Source organism: Francisella sp. LA112445 (genome assembly GCF_012224145.1).
GTDB lineage: Bacteria > Pseudomonadota > Gammaproteobacteria > Francisellales > Francisellaceae > Francisella.
Genome location: NZ_CP041030.1, coordinates 144,620 through 163,897 on the forward strand (window position 1 = coordinate 144,620; position 19,278 = coordinate 163,897).

Sequence of the window (19,278 nt, forward strand, 5' to 3'; positions counted from 1 at the left end):
AATGTTAAATGGTTTAATTAATGTTGCTGACTTTTTAGTTAGTATAGTCTTTGGTTTATATGCCTTTATATTGTTATTTAGGTTTTTCTTGCAGTGGGTAAAAGCAGATTTCTATAACCCTGTCTGTCAGATGATTATGCGTATTACGAATGCTATTATCCTGCCAATTAGGAAGCTTGTGCCAGGTTTTTTAAATTTAGACTGGTCATGTATTGTTGCGGTATATTTAGTTTTTGTTATTCAAGACTTACTTTTAGGCTTACTCAATGGCCTAGGGTTTGATTTGACCTTTATATTTATAAAGCCTTTTGTGGATATAATCTTTGCTATCATAAATATGTATGTTTATTTGATAGTTATAAGAGCTATAGCTAGCTGGTTTATCCAAGGTGGGATGAATCCTATATTTATTGTAATTTTCCAAATTACAGAACCACTACTAGCAAGAGCTAGAAGTATTATAAAACCACGATCAGGATTTGATTTTTCGCCAATAATTGTTCTGATAGTACTATTTTGTATCCAGATATTTTTACAAAGTGTACTAGCTCAACTTTTTCATTATTAGTTTTTAAATTTTAAGTTTTCTTTTATTAATAACATCTTATATGCAGCATCGCCATTCTCATAGTATTTGTCTATTTGTTTGCTAATTTTAAATCCTATATTTTTATATAAATTTATAGCTCGAGAATTGTTGATGTTTACCTCTAGAGAGATATCTTTTGTTGAGCTATTCATAACATATTCTAAAAGCTTTCTACCTAGTCCTTGTCCTTGATAGTTTTGACAAACAGCAAGAGAGTATATTCTAATTGTTTTTTTATACTCAAAACATAGTATATATCCGGTTATAGAGTTATCTTTTTTAGAAACTAAGAAATATTTTTGTTTTTTTATATTGTATATAAACTGTTTTCTAGATATTTTGTCAGATAGAAATGTAGAGTTTTCTAGATTAAGAAGCTCTTCAAGATCTACTAATTTAGCTTTAGTTATTTGCATATGGTAGTTTCTTATGGTTCATTCGATTGAGAAACTCCAACATTATTGTTGTATATAGTTGGTCACCTATATAAGCATCTTCAATATCAGAATCGATAGATGGATTATCATTAATCTCAATAATGATAGGTTTGTTATTAATCACTTTAATGTCTATGCCATATAGCCCATTACCAATAGTCTTTGCAGCCTTAAGAGCTATTTTGATAACAGCTTTATCAACTTGATGAATAGCAAATGCCTCAGATTTACCATGCTGTGTTGATTTTTTGTTATGGTTAGTTATTTGCCAATGATCTTTTGCCATATAGTATTTACATGCATATATTGGCTTATTATTTAGTACTCCTATACGCCAATCAAAATCAGTATAATAATATTTTTGCGCAATTATTATTGAAGATTGTTCAAACATATTATTAAGGATTTGATCTAAATCTTCAATAGAGCTGGCTTTTTTGACTCCCTTTGAGAATGAACCATCAGGAATTTTTAGTACGATAGGTAGGCCAAGCTCATTAATTAATTCTTGAGGAGAGAAGTCATCATTTTTAAAGATAAGTTTGCCCTCTGGTGTAGGAATTCTATTTTTAGTCATCAAGTTATGCAAGTAAACTTTATTTGTACAACAAGTTATTGATTTTGTATCATCAATAACTACTAAATTATTGTCTTCAGCTTTTTTAGCAAAACTATAGCTATAATGGTTAATAGAAGTTGTCGTTCTAATAAAAAGCCCATCATATTCAAGTAGTTTCATATAATCATCTTTTGTTATTAAGTCAGTATATATACCTAAGCTATTAGCTGCTTGTCGAAAGTTTTTTAGTGCTTTGCTATCGCTTGGAGGAAGAGTTTCATTAGGGTCATGTAGTATTGCTAGATCATAGTGATAATTTTTTTTATTTTTTCGTTTACGCCAAACTTTACTACTAAAATTATTTAAAGCATTTGCAAAGATTGTCTGCTCACTATCACTAAGTTGACTAATCTTACCAATAGTTATACTTTTTATTTTCCAAATGGCATTTTGTTTTTCTAGTATGGTTTCTAATATTGGGGATGGATACGATTCAAATATCTTTTTCGCCACTTTTTCGAGACCCTGTATATTAGCTACACCAAAGAAAATTTTCATATTAATATATTCGGTCTTAAGAGCATTAACAAGCTTAATATCTTTATTAATCAAGTTGGATAATAGCATCTCCTCAAAGTGACTAATACTATTTAGAATTTCAACTGTTGGTATAATAGTATCTTTATTTGAGTGTGCTAATAAACAAGCATAATATCCTTGCTCTAGATAACCCATTTGTTCAGATAAATTAATAATATAATTTGGCTTTATACTAATGTTTTGTAGATATTGATGAGTTGTTTCTAAGTTTGAGTAAGGATAGTAGGGAGACCATACATCTTTGTTATCAATAAGTATTTTTAAGGGTTTCATATAACCTCTTGTTGTAATTAAGGCGAACGTATTATCTACCTTTTTTAATAAATTACAAGAGTTTTTACAAAAGATAAATTCAATATTTTCTCTTTAGAAAGTTCAAAATGTTATTATCAATATAATAGGGTAATATTTTTGTATTTAATGATTGTAATAAGGCAAATGTGGTTGCTGATTATTTTGTTATTTACTAGTTTCAATTTTTGCTATTCATATGAGCATATTGAAGACTTTAAATATAACCAAGAAATATCTCTATCAGGTGTTGTTAGTACTATCCCAAAGCAAAAGGATCACAAGTTAGAATTTATCTTTCATACGTATAAATATGGAGATATCTTACTCAAAGCAGATAATAGTTATCGGCATTATTTAGTACCTGCTAGCAAACTTACTGTATTGGCAAAGATCTATAAACCACATGAATATGATAATACTAATGCTTTTAATTATTCACAATACTTAGAGCATAATCATATTATAGCAATAGGTGATGTTAAAAATGGTTCGAAAATTACATATAATGGTACGGCATTCTTATCTTTGTCAGAAAGGCTTAGATACCATATTTATAATCACTTGCAGAGTCAGTTAAAAGGAAATGATTTAAGACCTTTCGTATTAGCTTTGTTAATAGGGGATAAGGATTTTACTGAGTCAGAACGAAATCTATTAATAAATTCGGGAACCTCTCATCTAATGGTGATTTCTGGCTTACATATAGGTTTATTAGCATTTATTGCGTTCTTGGTTTTTAGGGGAGTGTGGTCTCTTTCTCCTAAACTATGTCGTAAGTTGCCAGCACAATATATTGGTGTTATATCTTCGATTATTGTTGCTTTTAGTTATAGTTTGCTTGTTGGATTTAGTTTACCTACTCAACGAGCTGTCATTATGCTGTTGATAATAGTTATTTTATGGTTTACAAAAAAGAGAGTTTCAATTGTTAGGTCTGTCTTTATTGCATTTGTAGTAATATTATTACTAGACTTTAAATCTATTTATAGTACTAGCCTATGGCTTAGTTTTTCAGCTGTAGTATTGTTGGTTATTATTTCAATATTGCTACAACAATATAAGTCAAAGTTAGCTCATTTTCTTATACCACAAATTTATCTAACAATATTTTTGATCCCTATCTCTGTTTATTATTTTGGTAGTTTCTCTCTAGTTTCGATTTTAGCAAATATCATTGCTATTCCATTAGTAAGTTTTGTGATATTGCCATTGCTATTATTTTGTTTGATTATTTCTTTTATAGGGCTGAAACTGTGGTTTATTCCTATATTCTTTTTAAAACTGTTATATGTATATTTGGAGTTTTTGACTAAGCATATTCAGCTTGTAGAATATTGGAGTTATTTTTCACTAACTAGCCTAATAATTGTGCTTGTCGGTATTACTTTATTGATTCTCCCTTTTTCTAAATCGGTTAGGTTGCTTGGATTGGTGATGTGTTTAGTCTTTTTCCAGTCACCTACAGACTTATCAAAGAAGTATAAATATTTTAATTTACATATCTTTGATACTAGAGACCAGATGGTTTTAATTCAAAATAATGGTCAAAACCTTTTATATACATCAGCTAAGAATTTAGATAATGAATATATTCTATCTAATATTTTAGCGAATTATCTAAAACTTGAAGGTATTGATAAGATTGATTATATGATTGTTGTTGATGTTCAAAAGAGCTTCAGTTTAGAAAGTATTAAGCAGATTATTCCAGTAGAAAGAACCATTTCAAATAGCGATAATGGTAACTTGGATTCAATAAAATGTAGCTATGAGAATAATCTATCATTTAATAATTTGCATATTAAGTTTTTATCCAACAAGAACACTTGCTTCGTTGATCTTAAGTACTTAGATAGAGAGTTTTTGTTAGTTGATAATGCTAGTCTAAAGTCTCAAGAAGAAGTTTTTAACTTATACAGTAGAGTAGTTTCTCCAGATATTATAATTACGCCGGTAAAGCTGTATCCAAGACTTATTAATAATAGTTTTGATTATATTATCTATATCTCAAATAACCTAGGAGAGCTGTATCAGCTTAATAATCTAAAGCATAAAGTACTCGATACATATGCAAACGGAGCTATAACGGTTCAGGTGAGTCAAGATAATAAGTTGAGTGTTATCTCTCAACTTAAGAAATACTAATTAATACTGCAGGATTAGGATACAAATTTATAAAAGATTAGTTTATTTCTTTATTAGAGATAATTGTTAAATTTTTGCAAAGTGTTATCTCTAAAATATTTTCAATATTACAAGGTTTAAAAATTAAGAATTATTAATCAATATATTTAGAGAAGATATTTTAAAAGCGTAGTCATAAGTGGTACTATATATTAAAGAAAATGTTTTTAAAATATTATGATTAAAGCTCTAAAGTATACTTATTATGCTTTGTTCTCTACTACTTGTTTTTTATCAAGTGCTGTAGTTACTGTTATTCCAGTATTTTTCTTTTCGTTAATTAAGCTACTTGTGCCAGTTAGAAGTGTAAGATACTTTTGTACCTCTGCTGTTCAATACTGTGCAAGCTTATGGGTTAGTTATGCTATTTTAATTACAAAACTTTTTTCTCCCACGAAAATACAATTTGAACAGAATGCTAATTTAGACAAAAATAGTTCATATTTGATTATATGTAACCATAAAAGTTGGCTTGATACTTTTATATTGATGCTAGCCTTTCATAAGAAGATAGCTTTTCCTAAGTTTTTTATGAAAGTTCAGGTGTTTTTTATTCCAGTCTTAGGCTTAATTGCATGGGCTCTAGAGTTTCCAGCAATGAAAAGGTACTCAAAAGAGTATCTAACAGCGAATCCCGAGAAAAAAGGCGAAGATTTAAAGAAGACTTTTGAGTATTGTAAAGGCCTATCTCTAAGACCTACTACAATAGTCAATTTTGTTGAAGGAACTAGATTTTCTTTTGAAAAAGTAAAAAAAAGTAATTATAAAAATTTACTTAATCCTAAAGCTGGAGGTATCGCTGTAATACTAAAAAGCTTATCAGACAGAATGTCTGGAATATTAAATACGACGATTGTCTATGATAATCCTGAGCAGACTTTGTGGGATTTTATGGTGAGAAAAACCAAAAATATAAAAGTAAGGGTAAATTTCATACCAATCTCGGATGTTCCTTTAGGGGATTATTTTAATAATGAAGAGGACAAAGAAAATTTTCAAAACTGGCTAAATGATATTTGGCAAAAAAATGATAATTATATTTCTCAACAGCAATCAGAGATAAGTTAATTTTTAATAACTTTACAAATATATAAAAACAGGATATTGTACAAAATAAGTCGCTAGACCTTAAGATCTTTATTAAATGAGACTATATTGCTAACTTAATTATATTCATGATTTGATTATGTATTCTCATCTATACTAAGTCTGAGAAAGAATAACAACTCTAGTTTCTATTTTAATAGGTTCTGTGCACAAAAATAAATTCTCATCGAAGCCAAATAAAAGTACAAGCTAATTTAATCATACCCAGATATGCTGAAATGGTTTTATCAAACCTAGAAAATACTCTTCTAAAATGCTTAATTTTAGAAAAGAAATTCTCTATCAAATGTCTTTCTTTGTATATTTGAATATCAAAATCTATAGGGTTTATAGTATTTGATTTGCAGGGAATAACAGCTTCAGAGGATATATTTTGAATATGTTCTCTAATTTCATTAGAGTGATATGCTCTATCAGCGATAACTTTTGTATTATATACCTTCTGTAGTAGGTCTATTGCCACTTTACTATCATGAGTTTTACCTTCTGACAGTAATACTTCCAGCGGGTTGCCTAAAGCATCGGTCATAGCATGAATCTTGGTGGTTACTCCACCAACTGATCTACCAATTGCTTGGTTATCATTCTTGTCATATCCTGTAGCACAGGCATGTGCTCTTGCTATCGTTGAGTCAAGCATAACTTCTTGTAAATCAGGATTTTGCACTGACTTAAATAATTTAGAGAATATGTCTTTATCACTCCAATCCTTAAAACGCTTATGTATTGATCTATATTTACCATAATAAAATGGTAACATTCTCCATTGGCAGCCTGTACGTAATACATAAAATACTGCTTCAATAAACAATCTTAATTTGTCTTCATCATTGGTATGTATACCTTTTTGTGATTTTAAGAATAATAAAATACTTGACCAGAATACTTCTTTTATATGATAATGCATTTGCTAAACCCTTGGTATTTATTGTCTTTCAACTTCTAAATAACAACGGTTTAGCTATTTTCAATCTAATTTAGCTTTTTTTGTGCACAGAACCTAATTAAAATTAAACCTTTTTCCTCTTTCTTTGGAGGATGATAAACTTGATTCAAAGTTAGCTATGATTGCACCTAGTAGTCTTACTAACAAAGTATTTGATTTTATTTTGAGTCATTTGTTAGGCTCTTAAATTTGTTTAGGTAGAGTGGTTGAACTTTTCTAAAGCATGAATGGCTGTTTGAGATTGATTAGATATGTCAATATTTTCAAGTTTTTTAATATTGAAGAAGACATTATTAAACTATTGTTTTAGCCATGCTAGTTGGATAAACAAGAATAAAGCTGAATATATACCCATGAAAATAAATGGCATATATATTTCTAATATTCTGATAGGTTTAAATGAGCCTTTCTCTTCAGCGATATGTTCTTCTGTTAGCCATACTCTTGAAGGTAGGCGTCTTTCTAAAGAAGGGACGATACTATTTTTAATTTGTATATGGTGTCTGAAAAATCTAATAATTTTCCACCAAGCATAGCAGAAAACGAGTCCAGCAAAATAAGGAATAGAAATTAACACTGCTGAAGGAGGGTTTTCAACATTAATATTATTACTAATAGCTAGAGCAACAATACCAACTAATATTAGGTTAAAAACTAAGAAGAAAAGGTTTATAACTATTCTTCTATATCCTGTTCTATCAGTTAACTCTACATAGATTCTATATTGCTCAATCAATAGAGCATTATATTGCTCGTTTGATAAGTTGTTTTCATCTTCATTACTCCACAACTTGTCTTGGATTTCTTTATGACTTATCTTTTCCATTTTTTTCCTTTAACTTATAACTCTAAATAGTTTAACAAAGTAATGCTATTACATTTTTAGTAATTTATCAAACTATAAATCACTAGCAGCTACCTTATCCTTTGACCTGTAATTATATCAATAATTCTAGATGGTTGCGATGCTTTTACTTGAGTTTCTAATACATAAATATCTGGGAATGTCTTAGATATATTCTCAGCATTGTTAATAAAATCCTGACCAGAGATATTTGCACTAGTAGATATGATAGCATCATCAATACTTGAGCATATTTGACTAACTATAGTTGTGTCTACTAGGCGTATGGCAATAGTTGGTTTGCCACCTGTTAGCCATTGGATACTTTCTTTACCAGGGACAATCCATGTAGTAGGAGTATCTTGTTGTGTAGATATTTTTCTAATCTGTTCTGTAGTAAGTGATGTTGTATCAACATATTTTAGTAGATGCTTATAATCATGAGATATTATAATGAACCCTTTACTAGAGTCTCTTTTTTTTAGATTTATAACCTTGTTGACGGCACCTTTAGATAGTTTACAACTAAGACCATATACAGTATCAGTAGGTATGCTGACAACTTTGTTATCTTTTAGCTCGGCATTAATGATTTGTATATTATCAGTAAGCATATTTTTACTAGTAAAATATTTTAGTGAGTGTAATTTTAGTCGATTTTAGAAATAAAAAAACCTATAAGCTAAAAATAACTTATAGGTTAAGTAGATTTAATGTTTAGCAGTTTTAGATTCTTACTTCTTGCTTAGTTGCTCTTTGATAAGGTCACCAAGAGTAGTAGGAGTCATTTGTTCTACTTTGTAGTTAGATTTACCAGCAGCTGCTGTGTTATCTTCATCAACAGCTTTGATAGAAAGAGCTATGCTTCTCTTCTTAGCATCGATATTGATAATTCTAGCTTCTACTTCTTGACCTTCGCTTAACTCATCACGAACATCTTTCGTATGATCAACTGATACTTCAGCAATTCTGATGAAACCATCAATATTGTTTTCTTCGTCAAGCATAACAACAGCACCATTTTCTTGTACTTTAGCTACTGTACCTTTCACTAAAGAACCTTTAGGGTGGATGTTGATGAAGTTTTTGAACGGATCTTCAGAAAGTTGCTTCATGCTAAGAGCGATTCTTTCAAGATCAGTGTTTACAGAAACTAATACAGCTTCTACATCATCACCTTTCTTAAGCTCTTTGATAGCTTTAGCAGGGTTATCCCAAGCAACATCTGAGATATGTACAAGACCATCTATGCCACCTTCAAGTCCGATAAATACACCAAACTCAGTGATTGATCTGATTTTACCAGTAACTTTATCACCTGTTTTGTAGTTTTTATCAAATTCGCTCCAAGGATTAGGTCTGCATTGCTTGATACCTAGAGATATTCTGTGCTTGTCAGCATCTAGCTCAAGTACGATAACTTCAACTTCTTGACCGATTGATACAGCTTTATGAGGGTTAACATTTTTGTTAGTCCAATCCATTTCTGAAGTATGAACTAGGCCTTCGATACCTTCTTTAAGCTTAACAAAACAACCGTAGTCAGTGATGTTAGTCACAGTACCCATTAGCTTAGCACCTACAGGAAGCTCATTAGCAATATTTAACCAAGGATCTTCACCAAGTTGCTTGATACCTAGAGATATTCTTTGCTTATCTTTGTCAAACTTGATTACTTTAACGTCGATTTCTTGACCTATAGATAGTACATCTGTAGGGTGGCTGATTCTGCTCCAAGAAATATCTGTAATGTGTAATAGACCATCAACACCACCAAGATCAATAAACGCACCGAAGTCTGTGATGTTTTTAACGATACCTTTAAGTACAGTACCTTCAGAGATTTTCTCTAGCATAGCGTCTCTATCACCAGAGTTGTTCTCTTCGATAACAGCTTTTCTAGAAACAACGATGTTATTTCTCTTAGTATCTATCTTAACAACTTTTAACTCGATGTCTTTTTCTTCTAAGTGAGCTACATCTTTGATAGGTCTTGTATCAACTAATGAACCAGGTAAGAAAGCTCTAAGACCTTCTACATCCATAGTATAACCACCACGTACGTGATTAGTGATTCTACCAAGAACAGTTTCATTATTTTCGAAAGCGTTTTCGATTCTGTCCCAAAGCTCGATTTTCTTCGCTTTGTCTCTTGATAGTCTAGTTTCACCGCAGCTGTTATCTAAAGCTTCTAGAACAACGTTGATTTTATCACCAACAGCTACTTCTAGTTCACCATCGTTATTTTTTAAAGAAGCTACAGGGATGAAAGACTCTGACTTAAGACCAGCGTCAATCATTGCAAATTCTTTATCTATACTAACAACAGTTGCTTCGATGATTTTACCTATTCTCATCTCTGTTTGTTTTAGAGATTGTTCAAATAGTTCTTTGAAATTTTCTGACATTTTTTTGATTTCCATTTCCAGTGTGGTTGGTTTAACATGGTTTGCTAACACCCACTGGCTTTATTAAAAAGCATTAGCAAACAATTTTGTAATGTATAATATTATCTAAGAGATATCTTTTGTTCAAGGAAAATATAAATTTATTTTATGTCAAGTGACTTTGAAAAACATAATTTTTTTATGCAAAAAGCATATGAACAAGCTCTTTTAGCCTATAGTGCTGGTGAAGTACCTATTGGGGCTGTAGTGGTTGATCAGAGTGATCAAATATTAGCTCAAGCATATAATCAGACTATCACATTAAATGATCCTACTGCCCATGCAGAGATATTAGCACTAAGAGAAGCTGCTCGGCAGTTGAATAATTATAGATTAGTTGATACAAAATTGTATGTTACTTTAGAGCCATGTATAATGTGTTTTGGTGCTTTAATTCAGGCAAGAGTTTCTGAATTGGTTTATGCTTGTGATGATACTCGTGTTGGGGTTACATCAATACAGCAGCTGCACCAAAGTAAAGGTTTTAACCATAAGTTTGAGATAATTAATGGTGTGATGAATCAACAATGTGGAGAGCTTTTAAGAAAGTTTTTCAGAGAAAGAAGAAAATAAGTTTATGAGCAAAGAAAAAATAGTTGTTTTATATGGTGGCGATTCTCCTGAAAGGGAAGTATCTTTAAATTCTGGAAAAGCTGTCTTAGATTCATTGCTAAGTCAAGGTTATAATGCTGTAGGGCTAGATGCTAGCTCAAAAGAGTTAGTATCAAAGCTTTTAGAACTAAATCCTGATAAGTGTTTTATTGCTTTACATGGTGAAGATGGTGAGAATGGTAGAGTTTCTGCATTGTTAGAAATGTTAGGTATCAAGCACACTAGCTCAGGGATGAGATCTTCTGTAATTACGATGGATAAAATGATCTCTAAAGAGATTTGGATGCATCATCGTATGCCAACACCAATGGCAAAAGTACTTACTAATAAGTTAGTAAGTGAAGATGAGATAAGCTTTCCGGTAGCTGTTAAGCCAAGTAATGGTGGTTCAAGTATAGCTACATTTAAAGTTAAAAAACTAGATGAGTTAAAACCTGCATATGAAGAAGCTTCTAAATATGGTGAAGTAATGGTTGAACAATGGGTCACAGGTAAGGAAATAACTGTGGCCGTGGTTAATGATCAGGTTTTTTCATCTGTGTGGATTGAACCATTAAACGAATTTTATGACTATGAGTCTAAGTATAGCGGTAAATCAGTATATCACTGCCCAAGTGGCTTATGTCAGGAAAAAGAACTAGAAGTTCGCCAACTAGCTAAAAGAGCATATGATTTATTAGACTGTAAGGGGCATGCAAGAGTTGATTTTATCTATGCTGATGGAGAGTTTTATATTATGGAAATAAACTCTTCTCCAGGAATGACCGAAAATAGTCTTTCGCCAAAATCTGCAGCTGCAGAAGGTGTTAGTTTTGATGATTTGGTTAAACTAATAATAGAACAGGCAAGATGATCGGCGCTACACGAAAGTTTCTAATATTAGGTTTGATATTGTTGATACTACTTGGTGTAGTAATATATGTTGCCACTAAAACCGATAGGTCAATTTCAAGAGTTGATGTTGTTTCTAATGATGGTTTGGTTTATATATCAAAGCAAGATTTAATAAATAAGGTCGATAAGCTTAGTAATAAAGAGTGGTTTAATGTTGATACAGATAATATAGAAAAGTACCTTCACTCATTTAAAGGGGTTGATTATACCTTAGTAAAAAAAGTATGGCCATCAACACTTGTTATATATTTATATGACCATAAGCCTATAGCTTATTGGAATAATAGTGAAATTCTATTAGATAATATGGATATTATCGCTCCTCAAGTTTTTAGTTATGATGGAGATCTTCCTTATATAGAAAGTAGTGATAATGATAACAAAGACTATATTTATGAAACCTATCAAGAGTTAAATGCCATTGCTAAACAGAACGGTACAGAAATAATAAAGATTTATTATAGTGGTAACCAGTTTAGTCTGTTACTTGCTAATGATATGAAAGTTGTTTTGGGTTCAAAAAAATTACGCTCTAGGTTAGAGTTGTTCTTTAAATCATATCAAAAAGTAAAAGATTATAAGTCAGCAAAATATTTTGATATGCGTTATAGTGATGGGTTCGCTGTAAAGTATAAATAGAAAAGATGCTTATGCTATTGGTTTTCTATGATTATCAGCTTATAATGTAATATAAGTGTATATTATAAATAAAAAATATCTGTCTTTTTTAGATTGGGGCTAAATAAATGAGTTTTGGGAATGATAATTTTTGTGCAGTTGATCTAGGATCTCACAAAGTCACTGTTGCGATAGGTCAGCTTGCAGAAAATAATAGTATAAAAATACTGGGTGTGAGTCAAAAAAGATCCAAAGGTATAAAGCAAGGTTCAGTAATTAACCTTGAAATGGCTATGGAGACGTTAAATGCTGCTTTAGATGAAGCCAAGAGTATAGCTGGTGTTGATGTCAGGGAATTAACTTTAGGAATAAGTGCTCCTAGTATTGCAGGTTTTAACTCGTATGGTCTAGCAGCAGTAGACAATGGTGAGGTTAGTATGGAAGATCTTGCTATGGCAATAAAAACTGCAAAAGCTGTACCTATGTCTGCAGATACTGAGATGCTACATGTGTTACAAAGAGATTATATCGTAGATGGCCAATCTGGTGTTACAGAGCCAATTGGTATGTTTGCGGTTAGACTAGAATCTAACGTACATATTATAGTAGCATCTTCACGCTTGTTACAGAATGTCAGAAAATGCGTCTCAAACTGTGGCTATAAGATAAGTAGTTTAGTAGTTGAACATCTAGCAGCAAGTAGTGCAACTCTTACAGAGAATGAAAAAGAAATGGGAGTTTGTTTGGTTAACCTTGGAGCAGACTCAACAAGTTTTTCTGTATTCTCAGAAGGTGGAATTTGCTATACATCTAGTATTACAACTGGTGGTAGTAATATCTCTTCAGATGTCTCAAAAGTGTTTAGGCTTCCTATAGAAGCAGCAGAGAGCTTAAAGTTGCAGTATGGTTATGCAGCGAGCAAATATCTTAAAAACCCAGATGAGAAAATAGATATACCAAACTCTCTAGGTAATGCTAAAAAAAGGATATCACTACAGGATTTATCATTAGTTATAGAAGCTAGAGTTGAGGAAATATTTGAGGCCCTGTATAGAGAGCTAGATCAAAACCGTTTACTTGATGTTATATCATCAGGTATCGTGTTTACTGGCGGTGGAGCTAAACTGAAAGGTCTGGCTAGATTGGCTGAAGATATGTTTAAGCTACCTGTAAGAGTTGGTGGACCAATAGAGGTTAGCGGTGCAAATGAAGTTGTGCACAATCCTTCTTACTCAACAGTTGTTGGGTTATTAAAGTATGCTTCTGAAAATGCTCAAGTGAGTTCTGAGCAAAGTGTTGATGAAGATATGATAGAGATTGATGAAGACACAGGTAAGTCTAAGAAAAAGATAATGTCATCTGTAAAAGGATGGTTTTCGAATAATTTTTAAGATATAAAAGGTTAGAAAAATAAATCTAAAGTAAAGGAGTATAATATGTTTGATTTTAACGATTCAATGGTTTCAAGTGCCATAATTAAAGTTGTCGGTGTTGGTGGTGGTGGCGGTAACGCTGTACAACATATGTGTGAAGAGGTTTCTGACGTTGAATTTTTTGCCTTAAATACAGATGGTCAAGCATTATCAAAATCAAAAGTTCAAAATGTGTTACAAATTGGTACTAACCTTACTAAAGGTTTAGGTGCTGGTGCAAATCCTGAAGTTGGTAAAAGAGCAGCTACAGAAGATAGAGCTAAAATTGAGCAGTTATTAGAAGGTGCTGATATGGTTTTCATCACTGCCGGTATGGGTGGTGGTACAGGTACTGGTGGTGCTCCTGTTGTTGCAGAAGTTGCAAAAGAAATGGGAATCCTTACAGTTGCTGTAGTTACAAAGCCTTTCCCATTTGAAGGCCCTAGAAGAATGAAAGCTGCTGAATATGGTATAGATGAGCTTACTCAGCATGTTGACTCTATAATTACAGTACCTAATGAAAAGCTTCTAAGCGTACTTGGTAAAGGTGCATCTTTATTAGATGCATTTAATGCAGCGAATGATGTATTAGGAAATGCTGTAAAAGGTGTTTCTGAGCTAATTACTAAGCCAGGTTTAATCAACGTCGACTTTGCCGATGTTAGAGCTGTAATGACTGATATGGGTCTAGCTATGATGGGTATGGGTCAAGCAACTGGTGAAAATAGAGCAAGAGAAGCTGCAGAAGCTGCTATTTCAAGCCCTCTTCTAGAAGATATCAACTTAGATGGTGCTAAGGGTGTAATCGTAAATATTACAGCTGGTATGGACATGTCTATTGGTGAGTTTGAAGAAGTTGGTGAAGTTATTAGATCATTTATTTCTGATGAAGCAATCGTGATAGCTGGTACTGTTATTGATCCAGATATGTCTGATTCTATGAATGTAACAGTTGTTGTAACTGGTATCGAAAAAGTTGCTATGAAGAAAGGCTTTGGTGTTGAGAAAAAACCTGCTACTAGCCAAGGTTCAAGCTTTTCAAGCAAGCCAAGTACTCCTTTCGTGAGAAATGATTCTGAAGTTTCAGGTTCTAATGATACATCAAAATCTGATTTTGGCTCAGCTGATAAATCAGATATCCCTAGCTTCTTAAGAAGAAGATAATTTCTATATAAGTTTTTCTTTCAATTCATATAAATCAAATATATCGACAATAGCCTAAAATCTTAGGTTATTCTATATCAATATAGTTTTTTGATATATATAATTTAAGTATTGGTATTTTTATATATAGATAACTTACTATAAGATTTTTGTGCTAAATTTATTTTAGCATGTGGTGATAAGTATAATTATTGCTTACTCTGTAGTGAGCTAATTTATATCTATAATTAAAGAGGTTAAGAATGAAGCAAAAAACAATAGCAAATCAGTTTTCTGTAACAGGTATTGGCTTACACTCTGGAGTAGATGTTTCTATGACAGTTAAGCCAGCAGATATTAATACAGGTGTAGTATTTCGTAGAGCAGATTTAAATCCTGCTGTTGATATTAAAGTAACACCTTTTAATATTAAGGAAGCTGTTATGTGTACTCTTTTGACAAAAGAGGGTGATCAAAACCTAGCTGTATCAACAATAGAACACTTAATGTCAGCACTTGCTATGTTTGAAGTGGATAATGTACTTGTTGAAGTCAATGCTCCAGAACTTCCTGTTATGGATGGTAGCTCTTATGAATTTACGCAACTTTTAAAAGAGGTTGGAGTAAAAGAGCAAAGCGAAGATAGAAAAGGGATTAGAATCTTAAAGCCTATAAGAGTTGAGCATGAGGATAAGTTTGCTGAAGTTTTGCCTAGCGATACTCTTAAATATGAATTTAAAATACAGTGGGATCATCCGGTAATTGCTGCGACTAATGATCATATCGTATTTGAGTATAATCTTGATGAGTATATTAAGATGGTATCAAAAGCTAGAACATTTGGCTTCTATGAGCAGCTTGCATACCTACATCAAAACAATCTTGCAAAAGGAGCATCTTTAGATAATGCAGTAGGTATTAGTAATGAAGGTGTCCTTAATGAAGGCGGTTTACGCTATGATGATGAGTTTGTTAGACATAAGCTTTTAGATGCTATTGGTGACTTCTATGTTGGAGGTTATATCTTGGGTCATTTCAACTGCTTTAAGTCAGGTCATACTCTTAATAATAAACTTCTACATGCAATCTTTGCTGATAAAAGTGCATGGGAGTATATTTAATAATTTACTCTGACTCTCTTAATCCGTTAAAACTATATTTTCATCTTTGATATCTAACTCTAAACTAACCTTTATTAATTCCACGCTTTTATCACTATGGATTTTCTGTACAGCGTTTTCACGTTTTATTTCTGCAGGAGATTTATTTGGACTATTTGATACATGAGAGGGTAAGTTTTTAATATCAAGCCTAAAGCTAGGATTATCCAGAAATTCACAAATAGCAGACTGTAACTTTGCGATACTTTGTGGATCAAGTTCTAGAATTTTTTTCGCATCATCATTTAGTTGGATTTCATAAATGTTTCCGTCATTCTTAATCAGATGGCTATTGAATGCGAGAGTTTTTGTGAAGCCTTTAAGCTTTATTTTATTAAGAGTGTTAAACCAGTGTTTATCAAGTTCGCTATGTTGTTTTTGTACTTGCTCTTTATCTTTATTTTGTATTGGAGTGCTTGTCTCATTATTTTTAACTGGACTGGAGGCTGTAGTAGGCTTACTGTACTCCTTTTGAAGATTGGAGAGATCTTTATTTTTTGGTTTAGATATATTACTTGTATTAGATTGAGGAGTGATATTAGAATTATTATTTAAGCTTTTTTTTTTGAAAGCTATAAGTCTAAGAATAGCCATTGCTAATCCAGTTTCAAAGCTTGGTGCTAAAGAAAGGTCTCTTTTTGCTGCAATAGTCAGTTGATAGAGTAGATGGGCTTGCTCAATATCTATTTTTTCTAAAATATCGTTTATCAAATCTACACTAATCTGATTTGTAGAATCTAGGCTTTGAGTTATTCCATATAGACAGCAACTAAACCAAACCTCAGCTATTCGATCAAGCACAGCTTCAGCCTTATCTTCAGATAGAGTTAGATTTTTAACCGCGGGCAATATCTTATCCGGAGTATCATTTATAATAGCATTTATTAGTGTATAAATTTCTTCACTATCTACTATACCTAGCATTTGTTTGATCTGTGATTGTTCAAGTTTTCCGCCACAAAAGCTAATTGCTTGATCAAGTAAACTTAATGCATCTCTAAGGCTTCCTTTGGCGTGATATGCTATATAATCAAGAGATTGTTCATCAGACTCAATATTCTCCTTAGATAGCACCATCTTTAATTGATCTTTGATATCTGCTTGAGATATATGCTTTAGATGTAACTGTATACATCTAGAGAGTATTGTTACAGGTATCTTATGATAGTCTGTAGTAGCTAAGATAAATTTGACATACTCAGGTGGCTCTTCAAGAGTCTTTAGCAAGGCATTAAAGCTCTGTTTAGACAGCATATGAACTTCATCTATTAGATAAACTTTATAGCGACCTTGAGAGGGCATATATTGGATGTTATCAAGAATTTCTTTTGTCTCTTCGACACCTGTGCGTGATGCAGCATCAATCTCTATTAGATCAATAAAATTATTGTTATTTATAGCAACACAGTTTTCACATTCGTTACATGGTTCTGCAGTTACACCAGTTTTACAGTTTAGGCATTTTGCTAGTAGTCTTCCTAGAGTTGTCTTACCAACCCCTCGCGTACCAGTAAAAAGATAAGCGTGATGGACTTTCTGAGCTTCTAATGCATGCACTAAACTATTTAGGGCATGTTGTTGACCCGCAACTTCTGCAAATGATTGTGGTCTGTATTTACGAGCTAATGCTTGATATGACATTTACAAATTTTTTATTTAAAAATCTTATATTAAATGATAGCAGAGTTAAGCTAAAAGAATAAGAGAGTTATAGTTTTTATTCTGGTGTAAAAATTGAACCACACTTATTGCACATCCATGAATTTAGCCAATGGTTATATAAACTAGGAAAAACTTCACTATTGTATTTAAAGCTTCTATAGCCTAGATATCCACCGCCAGCAACTAGTGCGATGCCTATAATAGCACTAATGAAATCAAAATGATTAATAGTATTCATATATGTCCAAAAGGCGCCGATAATAATAAGAATAATAGAGGCTTTGAAGCTCTTTTTAGCTGGAGGAGCTGCTTTTTGAGCAGCTGTTGACATAGATGTCCCTTTAGTTTTCGTTTTAGCACCAAAAAGCCCGCCTATAGGGTTTGTTAAGCTTGTTCCCGTAGTTCGGCTACTTGTATTGATATGTGAAGTTCCATCATGAAAAATCACTTCTAGTCTTTGTGTATTTTCTGAATTACAGCTTGCACAGTTCATCTATTTACTCCTTGTTGTAAAACTCTTGACATATTTCCAAATTAATATACCCCCCCCCCTATCTATGCAAGTCAAGATAAAATTGAATTAATCTAAATTGATTGTGATTTTTTGCACAAAAATATAAAATCTATAAACAAAATTTAACTAACATAAAAATTATCAAATGGAATCTATAAATTATAGAGTTTTATTGAAAAATCTAACGGCCCGTATTGAATCTCTACGGGACTATCTTTGACTATGATGTTAAAAAAGAAAAATTAACAGAAGTTCTTATGGAGCTAGAAGATGGCTCTATTTGGGATAATCCTGAGTATGCACAAAACTTAGGTAGACAAAAGGTCGAACTTGAAAATGTAGTACATAACTGTGAGCATATTTCAGAAACATTGGAAACTTTAACAGAGCTTTTAGAGCTTGCTGGAGAAGATGAGTCACTTATGCAAGAAATTGCTAAAGATACTCAAGGTGTAACTGCTGAAATAGAAAAGCTTGAGTTTCGTCGCATGTTTTCAGGGGAGATGGATGCAAATAATGCGTATCTTGATATTCAATCAGGCTCAGGTGGTACAGAGGCTCAAGATTGGGCTGAAATGCTAATGCGTATGTATATGCGTTGGGCAGATAGTCATGGCTTTAAAGTAACGGTTGATGATGTATCAGATGGGGATGTTGCAGGTATTAAAGGCTGTACTTTAAAAATCGAAGGTGAGTATGCTTATGGCTGGTTAAGGACAGAAACAGGTATTCATAGACTAGTTAGAAAGTCACCATTTGACTCAAATAGTAAACGCCATACATCTTTTGCATCAGTTTTTATATCGCCAGAAGTTGATGATAATATTGATATAGAGGTTAACCCTGCTGATTTAAGAGTTGATACTTATAGAGCCTCAGGAGCTGGTGGGCAACACGTTAATAAAACTGATTCAGCGGTAAGGATAACGCATATTCCAACAAATATAGTTGTACAAAGTCAAAGTGATAGGTCTCAGCATAAGAATAGAGATAGTGCTATGAAGCAGCTTAAATCTAAGCTATATGAGATGGAATTGCAAAAGCGTAATGCTGAAAAAAATGCTCTTGAAGATTCAAAATCTGATATTGGTTGGGGAAGTCAAATTCGCTCATATGTTCTTGATCAATCACGTATTAAGGATTTGCGTACAGGAGTTGAAAATACCAATACTCAGGCGGTACTTGATGGTGATTTAGATAAGTTTATTGAGGCAAGCCTAAAAAGAGGGTTATAAAAAGACATTATGTCATCCTAC

General features: G+C 32.3%; 18 protein-coding genes. 10 read left to right on the forward strand and 8 right to left on the reverse strand.

The genetic code is table 11. From position 1 onward, the window contains the following. Position 1 precedes the first annotated feature (1 nt). Positions 2-568, forward strand: a complete 567-nt coding sequence (locus FIP56_RS00700) for a YggT family protein (RefSeq protein WP_192577090.1) — start codon at positions 2-4, stop codon at positions 566-568. On the opposite strand, the gene FIP56_RS00705 is transcribed toward FIP56_RS00700, so the two are convergent. Next, complete coding sequence (locus tag FIP56_RS00705; protein ID WP_192577091.1) at positions 565-1,005, reverse strand: N-acetyltransferase; 441 nt, start codon at positions 1,003-1,005, stop codon at positions 565-567. The genes FIP56_RS00700 and FIP56_RS00705 overlap by 4 nt on opposite strands. After that, positions 992-2,458 carry a RimK family protein gene (locus FIP56_RS00710; RefSeq protein ID WP_192577092.1) on the reverse strand — a complete coding sequence of 489 codons (1,467 nt, stop codon included), beginning with the start codon at positions 2,456-2,458 and terminating at the stop codon, positions 992-994. The genes FIP56_RS00705 and FIP56_RS00710 overlap by 14 nt, the downstream gene beginning before the upstream one ends. A 150-nt stretch (positions 2,459-2,608) precedes the next feature. On the opposite strand from FIP56_RS00710, the gene FIP56_RS00715 reads away from it, so the two are divergent. Continuing rightward, a complete protein-coding gene (locus tag FIP56_RS00715) occupies positions 2,609-4,624 on the forward strand; it encodes a ComEC/Rec2 family competence protein (RefSeq protein WP_192578816.1) in 2,016 nt (671 codons plus the stop codon). A 216-nt stretch (positions 4,625-4,840) separates the two neighbouring features. Beyond that, the gene (locus FIP56_RS00720) at positions 4,841-5,731 is read left to right on the forward strand and encodes an acyltransferase (protein ID WP_192577093.1); all 891 of its coding nucleotides are present in this window, start codon (positions 4,841-4,843) and stop codon (positions 5,729-5,731) included. Between the two features lie 202 nt (positions 5,732-5,933). Here the strand turns inward: FIP56_RS00720 and FIP56_RS00725 are convergent, their stop codons facing one another. The 4 genes from FIP56_RS00725 to rpsA all read right to left on the reverse strand — a co-directional run bounded on the left by FIP56_RS00725 (position 5,934) and on the right by rpsA (position 9,968). Further along, complete coding sequence (locus FIP56_RS00725; protein WP_192576991.1) at positions 5,934-6,677, reverse strand: IS5 family transposase; 744 nt, start codon at positions 6,675-6,677, stop codon at positions 5,934-5,936. A gap of 337 nt (positions 6,678-7,014) precedes the next feature. Beyond that, entirely contained in the window at positions 7,015-7,542 is a 528-nt protein-coding gene (locus tag FIP56_RS00730) for a hypothetical protein (RefSeq protein ID WP_192577094.1), read from the reverse strand. Between the two features lie 89 nt (positions 7,543-7,631). Continuing rightward, positions 7,632-8,174: a Sua5/YciO/YrdC/YwlC family protein gene (locus FIP56_RS00735; RefSeq protein ID WP_192577095.1), complete on the reverse strand. Its 543-nt coding sequence runs from the start codon at positions 8,172-8,174 to the stop codon at positions 7,632-7,634. 120 nt (positions 8,175-8,294) lie between these two features. Continuing rightward, positions 8,295-9,968, reverse strand: a complete 1,674-nt coding sequence (gene rpsA, locus FIP56_RS00740) for a 30S ribosomal protein S1 (protein ID WP_192577096.1) — start codon at positions 9,966-9,968, stop codon at positions 8,295-8,297. Between the two features lie 147 nt (positions 9,969-10,115). On the opposite strand from rpsA, the gene tadA reads away from it, so the two are divergent. The 6 genes from tadA to lpxC all read left to right on the forward strand — a co-directional run bounded on the left by tadA (position 10,116) and on the right by lpxC (position 15,807). Continuing rightward, positions 10,116-10,580: a tRNA adenosine(34) deaminase TadA gene (gene tadA, locus FIP56_RS00745; protein ID WP_192577097.1), complete on the forward strand. Its 465-nt coding sequence runs from the start codon at positions 10,116-10,118 to the stop codon at positions 10,578-10,580. Between the two features lie 4 nt (positions 10,581-10,584). Next, positions 10,585-11,472: a D-alanine--D-alanine ligase gene (locus FIP56_RS00750; protein WP_192577098.1), complete on the forward strand. Its 888-nt coding sequence runs from the start codon at positions 10,585-10,587 to the stop codon at positions 11,470-11,472. Continuing rightward, a complete protein-coding gene (locus tag FIP56_RS00755) occupies positions 11,469-12,152 on the forward strand; it encodes a cell division protein FtsQ/DivIB (protein WP_192577099.1) in 684 nt (227 codons plus the stop codon). The genes FIP56_RS00750 and FIP56_RS00755 overlap by 4 nt, the downstream gene beginning before the upstream one ends. A 107-nt stretch (positions 12,153-12,259) precedes the next feature. After that, positions 12,260-13,522: a cell division protein FtsA gene (gene ftsA / locus FIP56_RS00760; RefSeq protein WP_192577100.1), complete on the forward strand. Its 1,263-nt coding sequence runs from the start codon at positions 12,260-12,262 to the stop codon at positions 13,520-13,522. A 45-nt stretch (positions 13,523-13,567) separates the two neighbouring features. After that, the gene (ftsZ, locus tag FIP56_RS00765; RefSeq protein ID WP_192577101.1) at positions 13,568-14,707 is read left to right on the forward strand and encodes a cell division protein FtsZ; all 1,140 of its coding nucleotides are present in this window, start codon (positions 13,568-13,570) and stop codon (positions 14,705-14,707) included. 242 nt (positions 14,708-14,949) lie between these two features. After that, a complete protein-coding gene (lpxC, locus tag FIP56_RS00770; RefSeq protein WP_192577102.1) occupies positions 14,950-15,807 on the forward strand; it encodes a UDP-3-O-acyl-N-acetylglucosamine deacetylase in 858 nt (285 codons plus the stop codon). A gap of 18 nt (positions 15,808-15,825) precedes the next feature. Here the strand turns inward: lpxC and dnaX are convergent, their stop codons facing one another. Next, positions 15,826-17,487, reverse strand: a complete 1,662-nt coding sequence (gene dnaX, locus FIP56_RS00775; RefSeq protein ID WP_192577103.1) for a DNA polymerase III subunit gamma/tau — start codon at positions 17,485-17,487, stop codon at positions 15,826-15,828. Positions 17,488-17,563: 76 nt separating this feature from the next. Further along, positions 17,564-18,001 (reverse strand): hypothetical protein, encoded by a 438-nt coding sequence (locus FIP56_RS00780; RefSeq protein WP_192577104.1) that lies wholly within the window; start codon positions 17,999-18,001, stop codon positions 17,564-17,566. A 166-nt stretch (positions 18,002-18,167) separates the two neighbouring features. Between FIP56_RS00780 and prfB the strand changes: the two genes are divergently transcribed. After that, positions 18,168-19,257 (forward strand): peptide chain release factor 2 gene (prfB, locus tag FIP56_RS00785; protein WP_209451848.1). Its coding sequence is split into 2 segments (ribosomal slippage): positions 18,168-18,239 and positions 18,241-19,257, totalling 1,089 coding nucleotides; the frame shifts between segments, so codons are not numbered across the junction. The last annotated feature ends 21 nt before the right edge of the window (positions 19,258-19,278 follow it).